Genomic DNA, 15,881 nt, shown 5'->3' on the forward strand with positions numbered 1-15,881 from the left:
TCCTGTTAAGGAATTTTACTTTTCCCACACCGCCACCTCTAGCCCCCAGGAGGCACCCTTTGACCACCCAGCAAGGCCCCGGTCTCATCAGACGGGTCGGCCTGTTCCAAGCCACCGCCATCAACATGAGCCAGATGGTCGGCTGCGGTCCGTTCGTGACCATCCCCCTCATGGTCGCTGCCTTCGGTGGCCCCCACGCCATCATCGGCTGGATCGCCGGCGCACTCCTGGCCTTGGTCGACGGTCTCGTCTGGGCCGAGCTGGGCGCCTCACTGCCGGGCTCCGGCGGCACCTACGTCTATCTCCGCGAAGCCTTCCAGTACCGCACCGGACGCCTGATGCCGTTCCTGTTCGTCTGGACCGCGATGCTCTTCATCCCACTCATCATGTCCACCGGCGTCCAGGGCCTGGTCCAGTACCTCGGCTACCTGTGGCCCGACATGAGCACCGGCCAGGGCGACCTCGTCGGCATCGGCGTCGTCGCCCTCGTGCTCCTCCTGCTGTGGCGCAAGGTCGAGAACATCGGCAAGGTCACGGTCGCCATGTGGATCGTGATGCTCGTCTCCGTGGCCGCCGTGATCCTCGCCTCCTTCACCCACTTCCACCCGTCGATGGCCTTCAGCTGGCCCGAGCACGCCATCGAGCTCGGCAGCGGCACCTTCTGGCTCGGATTCGCCTCGGGCCTGACCATCGGCATCTACGACTACCTCGGCTACAACACCGCCGCCTACATGGGCGCCGAAGTCAAGAACCCCGGCCGCGTGCTCCCCCGCTCCATCGTCTACTCCGTCATCGGCGTCATGGTCATCTACCTGCTCCTGCAGATCGGCGTCCTCGGCGTCGTGCCCTGGAAGGACATGCTCGACCCCAACAGCCAAGCCTCCCAAGCCGTCATCTCCCTCGTCCTCGAACAGACCCTCGGCAAGACCCCCGCCCAGATCATCACCGTCCTCATCCTCATCACCGCCTTCGCCTCGGTCTTCACCGGCCTGCTCGGCGGCTCCCGCGTCCCCTACGACGCCGCCCGCGACCGCCTCTTCTTCCGCTCCTTCGCCAAGCTCCACCCCAGGCACAACTTCCCCACCGCCGGCCTGCTCACCATGGGCGTCATCACCACCGCCGGCTACCTCCTGGCCCGCCACATCGGGACCTCCGCCGACCACCCGCCCCTGACCATCCTGATCACCCTGCTGACCACGGTCATGGTGATCATCCAGGCGCTCGCCCAGATCGCCGCCGTCACCGTCCTGCGCAAGCGGCAACCGAACCTGGCCCGCCCCTACAAAATGCTGCTCTACCCCCTGCCGAGCATCATCGCCGCCATCGGCTGGCTGGCCATCTACGGATACGCCGACAAGGCCAACCCCGGTATCCACCCCATCGAATGGTCCATCGGCTGGGTCGCCCTCGGCGGCGTCGTCTACCTGGTCTGGTCCCGCATCGAAAAGGTCTGGCCCTTCGGCCCCAAGGAAATCCACGAACAATACCTCACCGAACAACAGCGGACCCCCGAATACGCCGGCACCCCCTCCTGACCCCGCGTGACCCGCGGGCCCCGACCGGTCGCCCCTCCCCCCCACCACCGGCCGGGGCCCGCGCACGACGTCCCTTCAGGGCCGAGGTTCGCATGTACGGCCTGGCACGCCTCGGCAACCACCTCACCATCCAGGCACTGAGGAGACTTGGGCATGGCAGCTTCCGCATTCACTTGGCCGGCCGGTCCGCCGGGGACCGCAGACCGGCTGGCCGTCTGGGCGGTTACGCGGATCGCGGCGGCCTCGGCCGAGGACGTGCGCGTCGACGCCGTGGTCGACATCGAGTACGCGGCCCGCTACGCCGAAGCGGACCTCGGCGGCCGCTTCGGCGCCCGTGCGGCGGGCGGACCGGCCCACCGGCGGCCGACTGGACGGCAGAGCTTCCGTCTCGGCGGCGTCTCCACCCTGCGTCTGCGGGAGGAGGACAGCGACGCACCGTGGGCCGCGTTGCTCGACCCGGCCCGCCTGATCCGGGGCATCGGGACGGTGACCGACGCACGCCGAACCCGCCATTGGGTCGAACTCCACGTCACCCCGCACCGGTTGTTCGCCTGCCCCACCGATCCCTGGCTGCCACCGGGCGCCGGCAGCCTGTCCGTCCACCTCGACCCGGACACGGGCTTCCTCCGCTCCGCCGTGCTCCTGGACCAGCATGGCCCGCTCGCGACCGCCCGGGTCAGCGACCTGTGCGTCCAGGACGTGCGGTCCGCGGGCGAGGCGGGCGGTGTCCTGGCCCGGATGGCCGCTACCCTGCTGGAGCCCGCCCGACTGACGGCCATGGTCCGCCTGGAGACCGACCCGCACGACGACCTCTCCTTCGCGTCCGTCCCCTCGGCCCGCTCCTGGAGGATCTCGTCCGACCTGGAATCCCTCACGGTCACGGGTGACTACGAGCCGGACCGGACCAGCCCGGTCGCGGCCCGGCTGGCCGAACTACTCACCCCGGCCAGGATCGTGTCCCACCTGGCGCACGTCACCGCCACCTCGCCGACCTCCGTCGAGGCCACCGTCCGCCCCCTGCGCACCTTCCCGTTCAGCGCCTGGGCCCCGGACGAGACCCTGACCTGCCACCTCACCGTGGACCCGGCCACAGGCGTCCTCGTCCGGGCGGAGGCCACCACCGGGCAGCGCACGGTGTTCCACCACACCGTCACCGCAATCGGCCCGGAGTGCCGTTCCCGCCAGGCTAGTTGATGTCCCCCGCGCCCCGCACCCCTCCGGGTCGGCGGGAGGATCCCAGGACACCACTCGGTCCGGGTCCACGGGTCGGGGCCGGGCGAGCGCGAATGCGGCGTCAGTCCGGTGACCTGAGCCCCGACCTGGACGGCACAGTCACCCGGCCTCTGCACGGTCCGCGCCCTTGCCGGGCTCGGCCGGTGAATGTGCGATGGGCGAGCGCCGCGCATTCACCGGACCGACGGGCCTCACCCCCCGATACCGTCCTCGCCGGCGCGTCAGGAGCTCAGGCTCCACCGCTGGGCGGGGGTTCCGTTGTACCCGTACAGCTGCACCTTCGTGCCGGGCGCCGTGCTGCCGTCTGCAGGGCGGCTACTCGTCCGTCATCAGGTGGCGTAGGGCGTGGCCCGGAAGACCCGGCGGTTGAGGCGATGACCAGGTCGAACAGGTCACACGGGTAGGTGCTGGTGAACGCCAGGGCGGTGACGGAGAGCGCGGGTCGTCCCAGGCACCCGCGGAGCGGTCGTTGGCGGCCGCATCGGCGAGGCCCGCATGCAGGAGCCGGCGGTCGACCGGGTATCCCGGCCACGGGCAACCGTATGGAGACTGGTCTGGACCAAAGTGTGGACTGTTCGTGACAGCCAGGAGTCCGGCATGCCAGGCTGACGATCATGCCTAGCTTCATGTCCTACGACGACTGCGCTATCTGGTACGAGGAGACCGGCGAGGGTGCGCCGTTGGTGGTGCTGCCCGGGGGGCCGGGAATGGATCTGCGGTACCTGGGGAACCTCGGCGGGCTGGACCGGCGGCTGGTGCTGGCCGATGCGCGGGCGTCCGGGCGGTCCGGGGTGCCGGCGGACCGCGGGACAGTGTCCTTCGTCGAGCAGGCGCGGGACCTGGAGGCGTTGCGGGTGCACTTGGGCCTGGAGGGCTTCGAGCTGCTGGCACACTCGGCCGGGTGCCTGACCGCGCAGGAGTACCTGGCGGCGTTTCCCGGGCGGGTGACCCGGACCGTGCTGGTCGCACCGGTCGGGCGGGCCGGGCGGGAACCCGACGAGGCGGAGCTGACCGAACTGCGGGCCTCGCGGTTCGCCGAACCGTGGTACCCCGATGCGGCGGAGGCGGACCGGCTGCTGGCACAGGGCGGCTGGTCGAGCGCGGAGCTTGCGGCGCTGCAGCAGCGCATCCTGCCCTTCTTCTGGCACCGGTGGACCGAGGAACGGTTGGCCGAATACCCGGACCGGTACGCGTGCAAGCACCCATGGCTGCGCGAGGCCTTCTACGCGGGCTCGGCCGATCCGCACACCCTGGCCGAGCGGGTCGCCCGCCTGAGTGCCGCGGGCACCCCCGTCCTGGTGGTGGCCGGCGCGGCGGACGGGATGATCGGGACGGCGCCGGCCCGCGCGGTGGCGGCCGCCCACCCCGGCAGCCGGCTGGAGGTGCTCGCGGAGTCGGGCCACCGTCCGTGGGTGGAGCAGCCCGAGCGTTTCGTGGCCCTGGTCGAGGAGTTCCTGCGCGCGGACCGGGCCGGCTGACGCTACGGGAGAGCCGGAGTTCTACGGGCGTCCCACCGGCGGGTGCGGACCGCGAACCGGTCCCGGCCGGCCAGGGCCACGGCGGCGGCGTAACCCGTCGGACCGGCCAGGTCCCTGACGTACCAGCAGGTGCCGGCCAGCGTGCCGCCCTCGGCGCGGACCGGGCCTTCCGGACCGGACTCGGACACCGGCAGGTCGAGGCCGTCGGTCAGCCTGGCGCCAGCCGCCTTGACGCAGGCCTCCATCCGGGTCCATGCCCGGTAGAAGTCGTACGGGCGCCCGGACGCCGACCACTGGCGCAGCCGGTCCGGCGCCCGGGCCGGCAGCCGGGGCGGCTCGGGCCGGACCAGCTCCAGGTCCACCCCGATCGGGCGACGGCCGGGCACCAGCGCTATCGCCGCCCGGCCGTCGGAGTGGCTCAGGCTGACCTGCGGGCCCGGGCCGGCCAGGTCGAGCACCGGCTTGCCGTGCTCGGTGATCGCCCAGCGGACCGAGTCGGCCGACACGCCGCAGTGCGCGGCCGTGATCAGCCGGAGCGCGGCGTGCGCGGCGGTGAAGCGCCGGGCCGCCCGCGGGTCGCCGAACCGGCCCAGCCGCTCCGTCTCCGGCCCGTCGAGCAACTCGGCCAGCCCGCTCCGCGCACCGAACGCGTCGAGATCGACGAACCAGACCTCGACGCGGACCGCCCGGCTCACCCCGCGGTGTGCTCGAGCGCGATCAGCGACCAGGAGCGCGGGCTGGTGGCGAGGACCAGCACCCGGTCCCCGGGCTCCACCAGGCCCTGCTCCTGCAGCGACGCCAGCCCGAGCAGCAGGTCCGCGGAGAAGCTGTGGCCGACTTCCGCGACCGTCGGGGTGTGGACGGCCGCCGACTCGATCCCGCACAGCCGGGCCAGGAAGGTTCGGGTCGCCAGGCTGTAGTTCCCGGTGACCAGGTAGGTGAAGCCGCGCTCGCGCTCCGGCAGGTTCTGCAGCAGGCGCTCGCGCGCCTCGGCGACCCCGAGCCGCACCAGATTGGCGGCCTTGATCGAACTGCTCACCTCGACCGCGTCGGCCTGGATCGAGGTGGAGACACCGAGCACCCGGTACCCCGGTCCGTGGGGCCGGGCGCCGATCAGGCAGGCGGCCGCGCCGTCGCTGAGCACCGTGACGCCGACGGGCTGGTAGCGCGCTCCCCGGGTGATCCGGTCCGCGCTGACCAGCAGCACCGTCTCCAGCTGCTCGGCGGCCAGCAGCCCGGTGGCCACCCGCAGGGCGGCGGCGAGGTTGGCCGAGGCGCTGCCACCGACCACCACGGTCGGCGCGGTGGGCACGCCGGCGCCGGCGAGTACCGCCCAACCGTCCCTGGTCGCGGTCTCGCGGTACGGCGAGTCGGTGGCATGGACGACGGCGTCCACGGCGGTCAGACCGGCCGCGGCGAGGGTCTTGCGCGCGCCGGCGGCGGCGAGTTCCACCACGTCCTGCTCGGCGACCCGGCAGTGCAGCAGGCCTCCGGCGTGGAGGTTCGTCAGCTCGGCGGCGACCGACGGGTCGTCCAGCTCGGCGATCGGCACACGCTCGCCCAACTCGACGGCGATGCCGGAGAGGTAGACGGCGGGCCTGGGATCGGCGTTCACACGCGCTCCTGGATGTGGTCGGGACGGGAGCGGCCGGGCTGCGCCTGCGCGGCTGCGGCACGGGTCGCCGCGATGTCGCACTTACCGTTGACGTTGAGCACCAGCTCGGGTACCACGCGGATCCGGCGAGGCACCAGGGTGGGCGGCAGCGCGGCGGCGAGCGCCTGACGGACTGCCGGCACGCACGACGCCTCGTCGGGCGCGGCCTCGCCGTTCAGCACCAGGTACGCCTCCAGGCTCTCGACCGCGCCCGCGACGATGTCGAAGGCGATGTCGCCGACCCCGGGCACGGCGAGCGCGTGTCGGCGCAGCTCGCCGAGCTCCACCCGGTAACCGCTGACCTTGAGCTGGTCGTCGGCCCGGCCCAGGTAGAGCAAGGTACCGTCCGGCAGCAGCTCCACCCGGTCGCCGGTGCGGTAGGCCCGCCCGGCCGGGCCGCCGAGTTCGACCTCGTCGATGAACGGGTCTCCGGGCGGCCGGCCCAGGTAGCCCGCGGCCACCCCTGCCCCGGCGATGACCAGTTCGGCGGGCTCGCCGGCCCGGGCCGGGCGCAGCCGGTCGTCCACCAGGTAGGCGCGGGTGTTCCAGATCGGCCGCCCGATCGGCACGCTGGGCAGGCCGCGCACGGCGGCCGGGTCGAACTCGTTGAAGCAGCAGCCGACGGTCGCCTCGGTGGGCCCGTAGTGGTTCATCAGCCGCACTCCGGCGAGACGTTCGCCCGCCGAGGCGATCAGCGCGGGGTCCAGCGCCTCGCCGCCGAACATCAGCAGCCGGGTGACGTCGTGGTAGGCGGGCCGGGCGGTGCGCTCGAAGAACCGCAGGTGCGACGGGGTCACCTTGAGCAGGCCGTGGGGCTGTCGGCGCGCTCCGAACAGGGTCTGCTGGTCCCAGACCCCGGCCAGCAGGGTGACCGGACGGCCGGCGCTCAGCGCGGGCCACAATGAGGTCATGGCGTGGTCGAAACCGAGGCTGCCGAACAGCGGGCTGCCGCCCTGCGACCGGTCCGCGGCACCGCCCGTGAAGCCCACCGTGTGCGCGCACCACTGGGCGTAGTTGACCAGCGAGCCGTGCTCGATCAGCACGCCTTTGGGGACGCCGGTGGAGCCTGAGGTGAAGATGACGTAGGCGACGTCGGTGGCCCGGGGCAGCCGCGGAAGCGGGACGGAACGGAGCGCGGGGAGTTCGGCCAGATCCAGCTGGGGCACCGGCAGCGCCGGCGGCTCGATGGTGCCGGTGGCGCCGTCGTGCAGCAGCAGGACCGGGTCCGAGCCGGCGACGATGGCGGCCACCCGCTGCGCGGGGAAGGTCGGGTCGACCGGGACGTAGGCGGCGCGCAGTGACATCACCGCGAGCGCGCCTGCCACCACGGCGGCTGAGCGGTCCGCCCAGAGCACCACCCGGCTGCCCTCGGTGACGCCGGCCTCGGCCAGGCCCGCCGCGAGCTCCAGGACGCGCTGCCGGAGCCGACCGAAGGTCCAGACCCGCTCGCCCTGGACCAGCGCGGGGTCCTCCGGTCGGGCCAGGGCCTGCCGGTGGATCAGTTCGAGGATGCTGTCGGCGGTGATCGGCCGTACCGCTCCGGCGAGAGTGCCGGTCATGAGTGTGTCTCCTGTCCTGCTGAGGGCCGGTCAGGCCGCTTCCATCAAGGGGCGGTAGAGCCGGCGGAACCAGGCAGCCGAGCCGGCCGTTGTGGCGCCGCCCGCGGTGCGCCCCGGGGTGAGGTTGGCCTGGACGGCGGAGGAGAGCACCCCGTGCAGCCGGGCCATCCGGGAGAAGTCGCGGACCCGGGGTTGCCGTCGGGCCTGGTAGGCGGCCAGCGCCTGCGGGCCGACGCCGTGGCGGGCCAGTTCGTCGGCCAGTACGGAGGTGTCCTCGATCGCCATCGCACCGCCCTGGGTGGTGGCCGGCGAGAAGGAGTGCGCGGCGTCCCCGACGAGGGCGACCCGGCCGTCCACCCAGCGGTTGACCGACAGGCCCTGTGCCGGGCGGACGTTGTAGCTGTCCGCCGGGTCCAGGGATCGCACCAGGGCCTCGACCGCGGGGCTCATGGTGGCGGCGATCGCGGCCATCTGGGCGTAGGCGAGCTCCGGTGCGACCCGGCGCGGATCCGCCAAACCGGCCTGCAGGAAGACGTGGTAGCGCCCGCCCCCGATCGGCATCCCGCCGAAGAAGTGCCCGCCGGAGCGCCAGATCCGCCAGTCGTCGAAGTCGAACGGCGGCGCGGTCTCGACGGTGGTGCGCCAGTAGAGGTGGCCGAGGTACCGCGGCCGCACCTGCGGGTCGACGTACGTCCTGGTCCAGGAGTTGATGCCGTCCGCCCCGAGCACCACGCCGTAGCGGCCGGTCCCTCCGTCGGCGAAGACGACGTCGACATGGTCGGCGCCCTGGTTCAGCGCGGTCGGCTCGGTGGACCAGCGGACACTGTCCGCCGGCAGGTGGCGCAGCATCAGCTCGGACAGCGTCCGGCGCCGGATCGCCAGCGGCAGCCGCTCGCCGCCCCAGACCGCGGCCCAGTCCAGCACGGATGCGGTTCCGTCCGGGTCGGTGGTGATCTGACGGGCGATCGGGCGGCCGGCCGCGTACAGTCCGGGCCCGAGGTGGTCCAGATGGGCCAGGGCGTTGGGGTGCAGCATGATCCCGGCGCCTGCCGCCTGGATCTCGTCGGCACGGTCCACCACGTCGACCCGCAGTCCGAGCTGGAGCAGCCGGGCCGCTGTGGTGAGTCCCGCGATGCCGGCACCGACCACGAGGGCGTCCGCGTGCATGGGTCTCTCCTTCCGGATGGGCGGCTGTCGCCGCTATGCGCCGTCCTGAGCCTGCAGGTAGCCGTCGTACATGGCCTGCATGGTGTAGAAGTTGGTGATGGCGTCGCCGCCGAGGTCGATCTCGTAGCCGACCAGGTCCTCCAGGAAGGCCACGATGTCGAGCAGGGCGAGCGAGTCGACGTAGCCCTCCTCCCAGAGCCGGCTGGTGGGCCGCGGGTCGGCGCCGTCGTAGGGCTTGATCTCCTGCAGCAGGGCGATGAACTTCTCGTAGAACTGTTCGCGGGTCATCGGGGCACTCCTTGGAGTCGACGGTCGGTTCAGCGGTATGCGCGGGCCTGCAGGTCGAAGAGCTCGCGGTAGGTCAGGTCGTTGGCCATCAGCTCGGTGTGGCTGCCGCTTTCCAGTACCCGGCCGTTCTCCAGCACGACGATCAGGTCGGCCATCCGGACGGTGGAGAAGCGGTGGGAGACGAAGAGCGTGACCGCTCCGCGCCGGCGGGCGGCGAGGGCGGCTTCGTCGCCGAAGCGCTCGAACAGGCTGTTCTCGGCCGCCGCGTCGAGGGCGGAGGCGGGCTCGTCGAGCAGCATCAGCAGCGGGTCCCTGCGGACCAGGCAGCGGGCCAGGCCCAGGGTCTGCCACTGGCCGCCGGACAGCTCCGCCCCGTCGCCGTAACCGCGGCCGAGCAGGCCGTCCAGGCCGCCGGGGACCCGGTCGACGATCCGCTCCGCCCGGGCCCTGGTCAGCGCTGCGCGTAGTTCGGCGTCGTCCTCGACCGCCTCCAGCGCGCCGATCCCGACGTTCTCGCGCAGGAGCAGTTCGAGCCGGGCGAAGTCCTGGAACAGCGGGGCGATCCGCTTGGACCACTGTTCGGCGGACAGCTCGCGCAGGTCCACCCCGTCGACCAGGATCCGGCCCTCGGTGGGCTGGTAGAGCCCGCAGAGGAGCTTGACCACGGTGCTCTTGCCGGCGCCGTTCTCGCCCACCAGGGCGGCGGTGCGGCCGGCCGGGATGAACAGGTCCACGCCGTCGAGCACTCTGCGGTCGCTGCCGGGATAGCAGAAGCTGACGTTCTCGAAGCGGATGCCCTCGCGCAGGGCCGCGGGGGCCGGCCGCTCTCCTCCGGGCCGGACCATGCCGGCCGACCAGCGGCGCAGGTCCGCCATCCGTTCGGCGATCCGGCCCGCGCTCTGCAGCACGGTCAGCAGCCCGAGCGCGCCGGCCACCTGGACGCTGATCTGGGCGGCGAGCGTGATCACCAGGACCACGTCGCCCAGGCCGGCCCGTCCGTGTGCGGCCTGCCAGAGGATCAGCAGGACGACAGCGCCGTACGCGGCCGCGAAGACCGTCTGCCCGGCCGCGCGCAGGGCGGCTGCCCGGATCTGGGCGCGCTGCAGGGTGGTTGTGGTGGCGTCCCAGCCGGCGCGGTGGCGGGCGAGCAGTTCGGTCTCGGTGCCGCACAGGCGCAGCTCCTTCACCGAGGCCGCGGTGGTGGCCAGCGCCAGCAGGTGGCGGCCGAGCCGGATCCGGGATGCGGCCCGCTCCTTGGCGTGCTCGACCAGGCCCTGAGCGCGCCGGCCCAGCACCACCGGCGGTACGGCGGCCAGCGGCAGGAGCACCAGCCACGGGCTCAGGGTGCCGAGGATCGCCGTGCTGATCAGGATCTGCAGGGTCAGCCCGCCGAGCTGGAGCAGCGCCTCCAGGGCCGCCCTGGTCCTGGGCAGGTCCTCGCGGATCAGCACCAGGGTGTCGGCGAACTCCGGGCTGTCGTAGTTCTCCAGTCCGTGCGGGCCGTTGGACAGGGTCAGCAGCTCCTCCTGGAGCGCGGACTCCGCCAGCTCGCCGAGCTCGAAGTAGAGCAGGTGCGCGAAGTGACCGAACATCAACTCCGCCAGCAGCAGGACGACCGCACCCAGAGCCAGCGTGCCGGCCAGGTCGGCGTGCCCACCCAGGGCTGCGTCGGTCAACCGGCGCAGCAGCAGGGCGATGCCGGGGGTGGCCAGGTACCCGAGCAGTAGCAGGGCCGCCGAGCCGTACAGCCGGCTGCGGCTGCCGCGTAGGGCCATCGTGATCAACAGGGCCGCGATGCGGGCCAGTGCCTTCACTGCGCCGCCTCCAACTCGGGCTCGGGGTCGGTCTGCGCGTCCTCGAAGCGGCGCGCCTGGAGGTGGAACAGCTCGGCGTAGCGGCCGCCCGCGGCCATCAGCTCGTCGTGGCTGCCCTGTTCGGCCACCCGACCGGCTTCCAGCACCACGATCCGGTCGGCCCGCCGCACGGTGGAGAACCGGTGCGAGATGATCACGCTGGTCAGCCCGGCGGTGGTGGTCAGGAACCGGTCGAAGAAGTCCACCTCGGCCCGCACGTCCAGCTGCGCGGTGGGCTCGTCCAGGATCAGCAGCCTGGCGCCGGCCTCCACCGCGTACAGCGCACGGGCCAGCGCGAGGCGCTGCCACTGTCCGCCGGACAGGTCCTGGCCGTCCTCGTAACTCTGCGAGAGCACCGTCTCCAGGCCACGCGGCAGCGAGCCGACCAGGTCGCGGGCACCGGCCCGGTCCACCGCCCGTTCGACGGCGGCCCGCGAGGCCGCCTCGTCCAGCACACCGGGTGCGCCCAGCACGATGTTCTCCCGGGCGGTGAGCTCGTAGCGGACGTAATCCTGGAAGATCGCGCCGATCCGGTGCTGCCACTGACGCGGGTCGACCGTCGACAGGTCGGTGCCGTCCACCGTGAGCCGCCCCGCGGTGGGTGCGTACAGGCCGGTGAGCACCTTGACCAGGGTGGTCTTGCCCGCCCCGTTGAAGCCGACGATCGCGGTCGAGCGGCCGGCCTCCAGCTCCAGCTCCAGCCCGTCCAGCACAGCGGGACCCGACTGGCCGTAGTGGAAGCCGACCTCCTCGAACCGGACCGACCGCTCGGGCGAGCCCTCCGGAAGGGCCGCACCGCCGGGGCGCCCGTCGACGCCAGGGCCGGCCGTCAGCCGCTCGAACTCCAGCAGTGCGTGGTAGGCCTGCACGCCGAACTGGGTCTTGGTGTCGCTCTCCGGGAAGTAGACCCCGAACCGCATCGGGATCAGCACCGCCTGGAGCGCGAGGGCGAGCCCGAGCAGGTCCAGCCGGCCGTGCCCGGCCGCGTCGGCCAGCTGACGGAGCACCAGCGCGCCGCCGATCAGGCCGGCCAGGGTGAAGCCGACGAACGGCCAGAACAGGATCCGCCGACGTCCCTCCCACAGCCGGGCCAGGTAGCGCCCGCTCTCCGCGGCGTGCCGCGCGGTGAACCAGTCGATCAGCCCGAGGATCCGGATCTCCTTGGCCGCCGCCGCGCCGGCGCCGGTGGTCCGCAGGTAGTCGACCTCCCGACGGGCACCCGCCAGGCCCTTCCAGAGCGCGGCGAACCGCCCGAGCGAGCCGCGCTGCCCGAACCGGATGACCAGCGCGGTGAGCAGCGCCAGCGCGCCCGCCCAGGGCGACAGCACCAGGGCCACCATCACCGCGGCGCCGACCAGTTGGGTGTAGCGGGCGATCAGCGAAAGGGTGCCCGCCACGGCGTCGCCCGGCGTCGAGGTGATCCGGTCGAAGGCCGTCCGGGTGTCGCTGAGCAGGTTCAGGCAGGACTGCTCCTCGAGCGTGGCCAGCGGGGCGCCGGTGAGTGCCCGCGACATCAGTCGGCGCACGCAGTAGCCGTCCACCCGGCGGGCGACCGACTCGCTGAGCGTCAGCTGGAAGGGGGCGAGCACCTGCTGGAGCAGGAACGCGCCGATCGCCAGCCCGAAGGCCGCGACCACCCGGCCCCAGCCGGCGGACTGGGCCGCCACCTGCGGCACCCGGTCGAGCGCCAGGCTCATCCCGTACACGAAACCGAGCGGGAGCAGCCCGATCGCGGCGTTGAACAGCACCGCGAGCAGCACCGTGCCGCGGCCGGCCCGGGGCAGCAGCCGCAGGACCGGGAGCCAGCGGTGGGCCCGCCGAGCGAGGTATCCGCCCAGGAGGGACGTCGTCTGCACAGGATCCTCGTCTCAGCGCGCGGCGGTCGGAGCGGGATCGGTGAGGAAGACCTCCTGGATCCGGTTGAGCGAGCGGAAGTCGTCGACGGTGACCTGGTCGAGGTCGACGGAGCGCCCGGAAACCTGCTCCAGCAGGTAGATGAACTCCAGGAAGTCGAGCGAGTTGATCAGGCGGGCCTCGATCAGGTCGGTGTCCGGCAGGATCTCCTCCTGCAGCTCGGGATTCTTCTGCTCGATCCACTCGATGATGCTCTGCACGGTACGGTCCTCACTGGGGTTGGGAAGGTGGACATCCTGGTGCGCCCGCGGCGGCCTCGGCCCGCAGGCGGTTGATCAGCCCGGCGGCGGGCAGCACCGCCCGGATCGCGGCGCTGCCGGTGCCGGCGTAACGGGCCATCTCCTCGACCGCACCCTCGACCCGGTCGGTCGGGACGGTCGCGGCCCCGCGCGGCACCGGGTGGCGGACCCCGTCCTGGGTCAGCCAGCCGATGATCGCCGCGGGCGGCGGCCGCTCGGCGTCGGTGACCGGCCCGGCCAGCACCCGGTGGCGGCGGCCGGGCCAGCCCAGGGCGAACCGGTCGGTGACCACAGTCGCCCCCGGGCCGGCGGCCACCAGGGCGCTGCGGTAGTCCGGGTGGGCCTGCGACTCGGCGGCGGCGGCGAACAGCGTGCCCGCCAGCGCGCCGTGTGCGCCGGCGGCGGCCGCCGCGCGCAGCTGTCGGCCACTGTGCAGCCCGCCCGCGGTGAGCAGCGGCACCGGCAGCCGGCAGGCGACCACCTCGGCCAGCAGCCGCCGGGCGCCCGCAGCGCCGAGATGGCGTCCGCCGGCCTCCTCGCCCTGCAGCGCCAGCACCTCGGCGCCGAGCCGCACCGCTTCCTGGGCCTCCTCGACCGTGCCGACCTGGACCAGCAGCCGGTGCCCGCCCGCCCGCACCCCTGCCGCGAAGGCGGCCGGCGGCGGCCCGAAACTGGTCAGCACCAGCGGCCGGTCGGCGGTTTCCAGCACGGCGGCCAGCTGCTCCGCCAGGAGCGGTCCAGCCACCTCGGGCACCACGCCGACGGCGAACGGGCGGTCTGTCAGGGCGGCGGTCCGGGCCACCAGTCGGGCGCAGCCTGCCGCCGGACTTCGGTACAGCGCGACGGTGCCGAGCGCACCGGCCCGGCTCACCGCGGCGGCCAGCCGCGGGCCGGCCACGCCGCCCATGCCGGCCTGCACCAGCGGAAAGCCGACGCCGAGCGCCAGGGCGCCGATGGCCAGCCGGGCGTCGGCCGCTGCCGGCTCCATCAGGGCAGGTCGTCGCCGCGCACGGAGGCCACCCGCTCCAGCGCCCGCCCGGCGTCGCCGTGCGCCAGCAGCATCGCGTGCACCCAGCGTTCGACACCGAACGCGGTGCAGGCGCTGTGCGCGCTGGCACCGTCCGAGGTCAGCGCGAGCCGCTCACCGAAGAAGTTGCGGTGGCGGTTGACGGAGGCGATCGCCGTCCCGTCCGGCGCGGTGAACTCGTACTTCACCGGATCGAGCCGGGTCAGCCTGGCCCGCGAACCGCCCTTGTCGTAGAACGGGTCGTTGGCGGGCTCGTAGCCGAGCTCGAGCCCCAACTCCCGGGCCAGCGCGAGGATCAGCTCCTTGGAGCGGGCCAAGTGGGCGGCGGCGCCGTCCTGGGTGCCGACGTACAGCACCTCACGCATGTGGAAGCCCCAGAGCCGGCGCAGGCCCTCGTAGTGGGTCTCGTTGCGGAAGCAGCGTCCGACGGCGGTCAGCCGCAGGCCCGGCCCCACCTCGGCGCCCTCCAGCGAGAGCAGCAGGCCGTAGCAGGTCGCGGAGGGCAGCATGTAGCCGGTGGGAGCCACGCTGCCGGCGCCGAGTTCCTGCGGGGCGAGGCCGACCGACAGCTGCTCGATGGTCTGCTCGCCGAACCGAGCAGCCGAGATGCCCAGGTGCGGGAAGTTACGGAAGTAGTCCAGGCGGGCCAGGCCGGCGGCCGGCAGCAGCGCCGGGCCGAGAACCGGGCGGCCCTCCAGCCGCGCGGCGATGCCGGCGAAGAGGGCGTCGAGCTCCTGGAACAGCCGGGCGCGGCCGGGCTCCAGCACGACCAGGCCCGGACCGGGGTCCCGCAGGACTGGAGAGAGGGCAGTGTCGGACATCACGGGGAGGACTCCTCAGGGGTGGCTGCGGCTTCAGGGGGGGTGCTGCGGCTGCGGTGCGGCGGGGTGCGCTGCGGTGCGGCGGGGTCAGCCGAGCACGCCGATGCGGCGGTAGAAGGCGTAGGTCCGGCCGGCGATCTGCTCGTGCACCGCCGCGCGCTGCGGGGCCGAGAGCACACGGTTGCGGAACGCCAGGGGGTCCGGGATGCCGGCCGCCCGGTACGCCTCGACGCTGTAGAGCTGCTGCAGCGTCAGGGTGATGTAACGCTCCACGTACGCGGCGGCGGCCGCCAACTCGCGCTCGTCGCCGACGGCGACCAGCCGCTCGTGGATGGCGCGCACCAGCTGGCAGCCGAAGGCGATGTGGCGGGACTCGTCCTGGTGGTGGATCCGGTTGATCGCCCGGATGGTCTCCGGCAGCGTCGGGTCGGCCGCCATCCTGCTGTTGAAGTAGTCGACGATCTGCTCGAAGATCAGGATCCGGCTGAACACGATGAAGTTCTCGAAGTCCGCGGAGAACTCCTGGCGCGGGAAGGCCATGGTGAGATCGGGGAAGATCCGGCCGCCGTAGCGCAGGCAGAACTCGGCGAAGAACCACATGTGCTCGTTCTCCTCGCCCACGAAGTGGTGGAAGAACTTGGTCGGGATCTCGTAGCCGGGCATGTGGATGCGGTTGACCACCTCCAGGATCAGTTCCCGGATCCCGTGCACATTGAGGCTGTAGAAGTTGATGCTCTCCCACTTGCCCAGCAGCCGCAGCTGTTCCGGCGTCAGCTCGCGGTCAAGGCCGGTGCCGTGGGTGCTCAGCAGGTCGTCGCTGAGCCACTTGGCGCACGGCTCGATTTCCTGCGGCCAGTCGAAGGTCTTGTAGGGGTTGTAGTACTCGTTCTCGGCCGCCTGGGTGAGCCGGTGGACGGCGGTCCGGACCTCGCGGTCCCAGATCGTGGCAGTGCTCATGGGTACTGGTTTCTCTCCGCTGGTCGGTGATGGGGCCGGGGCCACCGGCTGTGGGCTGGGGCTAGGGCGTGTCTGACAATTCCCGCCGGGCGCGCGACGCTCCCCCAGCCTTCGGCCGGGAGGTACCCCCAGGGCACAAGCGCACCTCGCCGCGTT

Annotated in this window: 14 protein-coding genes; 3 read left to right on the plus strand and 11 right to left on the minus strand. The window is 72.8% G+C overall.

Annotation, left to right across the window (positions count from 1 at the left end; genetic code table 11):
• The first annotated feature begins 59 nt into the window (after nucleotides 1–59).
• From ACIQWA_RS33320 to ACIQWA_RS33330, 3 genes are all read left to right on the plus strand, one after another.
• Entirely contained in the window at nucleotides 60–1,535 is a 1,476-nt protein-coding gene (locus ACIQWA_RS33320; protein WP_402488908.1) for an APC family permease, read from the plus strand.
• A 153-nt stretch (nucleotides 1,536–1,688) separates the two neighbouring features.
• Nucleotides 1,689–2,729, plus strand: a complete 1,041-nt coding sequence (locus ACIQWA_RS33325) for a hypothetical protein (RefSeq protein ID WP_402488911.1) — start codon at nucleotides 1,689–1,691, stop codon at nucleotides 2,727–2,729.
• Nucleotides 2,730–3,382: 653 nt separating this feature from the next.
• Entirely contained in the window at nucleotides 3,383–4,246 is an 864-nt protein-coding gene (locus tag ACIQWA_RS33330; protein ID WP_402488914.1) for an alpha/beta fold hydrolase, read from the plus strand.
• A gap of 2 nt (nucleotides 4,247–4,248) precedes the next feature.
• On the opposite strand, the gene ACIQWA_RS33335 is transcribed toward ACIQWA_RS33330, so the two are convergent.
• The 11 genes from ACIQWA_RS33335 to ACIQWA_RS33385 all read right to left on the minus strand — a co-directional run bounded on the left by ACIQWA_RS33335 (nucleotide 4,249) and on the right by ACIQWA_RS33385 (nucleotide 15,725).
• Entirely contained in the window at nucleotides 4,249–4,941 is a 693-nt protein-coding gene (locus ACIQWA_RS33335; protein WP_402488916.1) for a 4'-phosphopantetheinyl transferase superfamily protein, read from the minus strand.
• Nucleotides 4,938–5,861: a hypothetical protein gene (locus ACIQWA_RS33340; RefSeq protein WP_402488919.1), complete on the minus strand. Its 924-nt coding sequence runs from the start codon at nucleotides 5,859–5,861 to the stop codon at nucleotides 4,938–4,940. Before ACIQWA_RS33340 ends, ACIQWA_RS33335 begins: the two co-directional genes overlap by 4 nt.
• A complete protein-coding gene (locus tag ACIQWA_RS33345; RefSeq protein ID WP_402488921.1) occupies nucleotides 5,858–7,459 on the minus strand; it encodes an amino acid adenylation domain-containing protein in 1,602 nt (533 codons plus the stop codon). Before ACIQWA_RS33345 ends, ACIQWA_RS33340 begins: the two co-directional genes overlap by 4 nt.
• Nucleotides 7,460–7,489: 30 nt before the next feature.
• A complete protein-coding gene (locus ACIQWA_RS33350) occupies nucleotides 7,490–8,626 on the minus strand; it encodes an FAD-dependent oxidoreductase (protein ID WP_402488924.1) in 1,137 nt (378 codons plus the stop codon).
• 33 nt (nucleotides 8,627–8,659) lie between these two features.
• A complete protein-coding gene (locus tag ACIQWA_RS33355) occupies nucleotides 8,660–8,914 on the minus strand; it encodes a hypothetical protein (RefSeq protein ID WP_402488926.1) in 255 nt (84 codons plus the stop codon).
• Nucleotides 8,915–8,943: 29 nt separating this feature from the next.
• Nucleotides 8,944–10,728, minus strand: coding sequence for an ABC transporter ATP-binding protein (locus ACIQWA_RS33360; protein WP_402488928.1), 1,785 nt, complete (start codon nucleotides 10,726–10,728; stop codon nucleotides 8,944–8,946).
• On the minus strand, nucleotides 10,725–12,623 hold the full coding sequence (locus tag ACIQWA_RS33365; RefSeq protein ID WP_402488931.1) for an ABC transporter ATP-binding protein: 1,899 nt from the start codon (nucleotides 12,621–12,623) through the stop codon (nucleotides 10,725–10,727). Before ACIQWA_RS33365 ends, ACIQWA_RS33360 begins: the two co-directional genes overlap by 4 nt.
• Before the next feature lie 12 nt (nucleotides 12,624–12,635).
• Nucleotides 12,636–12,881, minus strand: coding sequence for an acyl carrier protein (locus tag ACIQWA_RS33370; protein WP_402488934.1), 246 nt, complete (start codon nucleotides 12,879–12,881; stop codon nucleotides 12,636–12,638).
• A 10-nt stretch (nucleotides 12,882–12,891) separates the two neighbouring features.
• Nucleotides 12,892–13,908, minus strand: coding sequence for an NAD(P)H-dependent flavin oxidoreductase (locus ACIQWA_RS33375; RefSeq protein WP_402488937.1), 1,017 nt, complete (start codon nucleotides 13,906–13,908; stop codon nucleotides 12,892–12,894).
• Complete coding sequence (locus ACIQWA_RS33380; RefSeq protein WP_402488939.1) at nucleotides 13,908–14,768, minus strand: hypothetical protein; 861 nt, start codon at nucleotides 14,766–14,768, stop codon at nucleotides 13,908–13,910. Before ACIQWA_RS33380 ends, ACIQWA_RS33375 begins: the two co-directional genes overlap by 1 nt.
• Before the next feature lie 87 nt (nucleotides 14,769–14,855).
• The gene (locus ACIQWA_RS33385) at nucleotides 14,856–15,725 is read right to left on the minus strand and encodes a diiron oxygenase (RefSeq protein WP_402488941.1); all 870 of its coding nucleotides are present in this window, start codon (nucleotides 15,723–15,725) and stop codon (nucleotides 14,856–14,858) included.
• Nucleotides 15,726–15,881 lie beyond the last annotated feature (156 nt).

The organism is Kitasatospora sp. NPDC098652 (assembly GCF_044760155.1).
In the GTDB taxonomy this organism is placed as follows: domain Bacteria; phylum Actinomycetota; class Actinomycetes; order Streptomycetales; family Streptomycetaceae; genus Kitasatospora.